Source organism: Porphyrobacter sp. TH134, assembly GCF_002855495.1.
Classification (GTDB): domain Bacteria; phylum Pseudomonadota; class Alphaproteobacteria; order Sphingomonadales; family Sphingomonadaceae; genus Erythrobacter.
This window is the reverse complement of record NZ_PKRO01000076.1, coordinates 1-3,478: the sequence shown is the minus strand read 5'-3', so window position 1 is coordinate 3,478 and position 3,478 is coordinate 1. Positions and strand designations below refer to the sequence as shown.

Genomic DNA, 3,478 nt, shown 5'->3' with positions numbered 1-3,478 from the left:
TCCCGGAAGACCATCCGCCGGGAAATCGATCAGGCCAAGGCGACACCTCGTAAAGCTGGATGTCGCCTTACGGCTCCTGTGAACTGTCCTTCAACATCCCTTCCCAAGCACTCAATTGAACGCAGGGTTGGCTCGCAATCGATCGCGCGCAAAATCGATAAAGGCGCGCACTTTGGCCGACGCGTTGCGACCCTCTGCATGGACGATATGCACAGGCAGCGGCGGTTGTTCGAATTCGCCCAGAACGATCTGCAATTCTCCCGAAGCGAGGTCCGGGCCAACCTGGTAGGAGAGCGCGCGCGTCAAACCCCAGCCTGATCGCACCGCGCTGATCGTTGCCTCGTTCGAATTGGAAAACAGCGTGGGCTTCACATTGACTGCGATGTCCGCGTCACGCCCGAAGCGCCACTCGAGCGAAGGCCAGGAACTTGTCGCCGCAACAATCCGGTGGCTGGCGAGATCGGCAGGCGTGCGCGGCAGGCCGTGTTTTGCAAGATAGGCAGGCGAGCCACAGATAACCTGACGGACCGACCCTATCCGGATCGCGCGATAGCTCGAATCCGGGAGGTTGCCGATGCGGATCGCTACATCCACGCCTTCGTCGACGAGGTTCACGATGCGATCAAGCAAGAGCATATGCCCCGACACCTCAGGGTGACGATCAAGGAACTCGGTCATCACTGGCAAGATATAGATCCGTCCGAACATGACCGATGCTGTCACGGTCAGCATCCCGGAAGGGGTTGCGTAAAGCCCGGCTGCGGCAGCTTCGGCCTCTTCGATGGCAGCAAGAATGGTCCGGCAATCCTCAACGTACCGGGCCCCGGCCTCGGTCAGCCTGACCGAACGGGTGGTCCTGGTGAGAAGGCGCGCTCCAATGGCGTCTTCCAGCGCCGCGACGGCGCGAGTGACGGCGGGCGGGCTCATGTGCAGCTGCCGTGCGGCCTCTGCAAACCCGCCCGTTTCGGCGATCCGCATGAACACCCGCATCGCATGGAAACGGTCCATTCGAGACTTCCTTGCCTGTTGTACGCGCCTGCCAGACGCCGCCGGACGACATGGGACGCATCGATACATTATTCCTGAAGGCGAAACACTGCCTTTCGGATTACTGTCGTTCTTCCGGCCTTCGTTAGGGATTAACTGAGGCCATGGGCGGCGCTGCCACGCTCTCCGGAAGGAACCCAAGCATGAAGCTCTATTTTCATCCCATCTCTGGCCACGCCCACCGCGCGCAACTGTTCCTCTCGCTGATCGACGCTCCGTTCGAGCTGGTTATCGTCGACCTGTCAAAGGGTGAGCACAGGTCAGCGGAACATCTCAGCAGAAACCGCTTCGGTCAGATCCCCGTGCTGGAGGATGGCGGGCAATTCATTGCCGATTCCAATGCCATTCTCGTCTACGTGGCCAAGAAGTTCGGCAAGACCGAGTGGCTGCCCGAAGACCCGCTTGGCGCAGCGCGCGTCCAGCGCTGGCTGTCAGTGGCGGCCGGGCAGATCGCCTATGGTCCTTGCGCAGCGCGGCTCGTCAATATCGTCAGCGCAGACTACCGCCCCGAAGAAGTAATCGCCCGCGCTCACGCGATCCTCGCGCTGATGGAGGCCGAGCTTGATGGCTGTACCTGGATCGCTGCCGAACGCCCGACTGTCGCTGATGTCGCGCTCTACAGTTACATCGAACGTGCGCCTGAGGGCGATGTCGATCTCACCTATTACGTCAACGTGCGTGGCTGGCTCGATCGGATCGAGGCGCTTCCCGGATTTGTGGCTTTCGAAAGCACGCCGGTCGGCCTTGAGGCCTGAACTTTGAGACAGCTGGGCGGACTATTTTGTCCGACTGACCGTAGAGGAGAATCGCCTTGGATCGTCAGGAAATCGGAAAACCCAATCCCTTCCATCGCGGCGAAATCGCCATGCAAACCGCGGTCGGCGTTGCCGAACGGATGGGAAAGGTCGGGCCGCAGGTGATCCGCAACTTCATGCCGAACCAGCACCGCGAATTCTTCGCCCAGCTCCCTTTTATCGTGCTTGGAGCCGTTGATGCATCGGGCGATGCGTGGGCCACGCTGATCGCAGGCAACCCGGGCTTCCTTCATAGCCCCGATCCGCAAACGCTGGAATTCGCAGCCATTCCCGATCCGCGCGATCCTGGCGTTGCCGGGCTTGGCGACGGTTCGGCCATCGGCTTGCTCGGCATTGAGCTTCATACCCGCCGCCGCAACCGCATGAATGGCCGCGTGGTTACGCACGACGCAGGGGGGCTTCGCGTGAACGTTGAGCACGCCTTCGGCAATTGTCCGCAATACATACAATTGCGCGATTGGCAGATGGTGCGCGGCCCTGATGACCATCTTGCAGTGTCCCAGCCCATCGCGCTCGACCCTAAAGACCCGCGGGTCCAAGCCCTAATCACCGCTGCGGATACCTTCTTTGTCGCTTCCTACATCGACGACGAAACCGGGCGACATGTCGATGTCTCGCACCGCGGCGGTAAGTCGGGATTTGTGCGTGTGAACGCCGACGGTTCGCTGACCATTCCCGACTTTGCCGGGAACCTTCATTTTAACACGCTCGGCAATTTTCTGATCAACCCTAAGGCGGGACTGGTCTTTCCCGATTTCGAGACCGGAGATCTGTTGCAACTGACCGGCGACGCTGAGGTCGTGCTGGATTCCTCGGAGATCGCCGCCTTTGCGGGCGCAGAACGGCTTTGGACCTTCCGTCCCCGCCGCGCGGTGCTGCGCCATGAAGCGCTGCCGCTGCGCTTCGTTTTCCGGCCTGAAGGCTGGTCTCCCAACATCCTGAGGACCGGCGACTGGGACAGAGTTCGCCGCCGTCTCGATGCAGAAAAGCTGCACAGCAACTGGCGCCCGTTCCGGGTGGAAAGGATTGTTGAAGAGAGCATTCATGCAGAAGCCTTCGGGCCCGCTTCAGTTGATCGCCAGCAAGCTCCGGCAGAACCTGCGTTAGCACGCGCCGCGGCCGGGCCGGTCGATGTGGTGTTCGTGAGATCGGGGCAGGAGGCTCGTTGGCAGCCGGGTTCCGGATCGCTGCTTGAGCTTGCCGAAGCGAGCGGCCTGACCCCCGATTTCAGTTGCCGGAACGGGCGCTGCGGAACCTGCGCGACCCGGGTTCTGGCGGGATCGGTTACCTATCCCAGCCCGCCTGCTGCACGGGCTGGCGCTGAACATGCTCTGATCTGCTGCGCGCTCCCAGCCGCCGATAAGGTCAGTGGCAGCAATCAGCTGGTTCTTGACCTGTGAACGCAGCAGTAGCCCGGCGCGCTTAGCGTAAGGAAATGGTCGATGCGGTTGGCGAGCTCCTCATCAGTCAGCGCTGGCGCGCAGTTCAATGCTGCAATCGCATCAGCAAGTAAGGGCGACTGAGAACGGCGGTGCAAAATTAGACCACGGTAGCGGCGACGAAGTGTTGCTGCGGGCGGCGTAAAAGTCGTCCACTTTGCCCTTTTGCGGGAGCGG

The 3,478-nt window shown here is 61.3% G+C and carries 3 protein-coding genes; 2 read left to right on the top strand and 1 reads right to left on the bottom strand.

Features of this window, described 5'->3' with window-relative positions; all coding sequences use genetic code 11:
- Window positions 1-111 precede the first annotated feature (111 nt).
- On the bottom strand, window positions 112-1,008 hold the full coding sequence (locus tag C0V72_RS15805) for a LysR family transcriptional regulator (RefSeq protein WP_101795084.1): 897 nt from the start codon (window positions 1,006-1,008) through the stop codon (window positions 112-114).
- Window positions 1,009-1,190: 182 nt separating this feature from the next.
- On the opposite strand from C0V72_RS15805, the gene C0V72_RS15800 reads away from it, so the two are divergent.
- Together C0V72_RS15800 and C0V72_RS15795 are read left to right on the top strand one after the other, a co-directional pair.
- Entirely contained in the window at window positions 1,191-1,802 is a 612-nt protein-coding gene (locus tag C0V72_RS15800) for a glutathione S-transferase family protein (RefSeq protein ID WP_101795083.1), read from the top strand.
- Window positions 1,803-1,858: 56 nt separating this feature from the next.
- Window positions 1,859-3,262: a 2Fe-2S iron-sulfur cluster-binding protein gene (locus C0V72_RS15795; protein WP_233999993.1), complete on the top strand. Its 1,404-nt coding sequence runs from the start codon at window positions 1,859-1,861 to the stop codon at window positions 3,260-3,262.
- Window positions 3,263-3,478 lie beyond the last annotated feature (216 nt).

Bases quoted from the DNA above. Each gene is read 5' to 3' on its own strand.
- C0V72_RS15800 (WP_101795083.1), top strand. From the start codon at position 1,191: ATGAAGCTCTATTTTCATCCCATCTCTGGCCACGCCCACCGCGCGCAA.
- C0V72_RS15805 (WP_101795084.1), bottom strand. From the start codon at position 1,008: ATGGACCGTTTCCATGCGATGCGGGTGTTCATGCGGATCGCCGAAACG.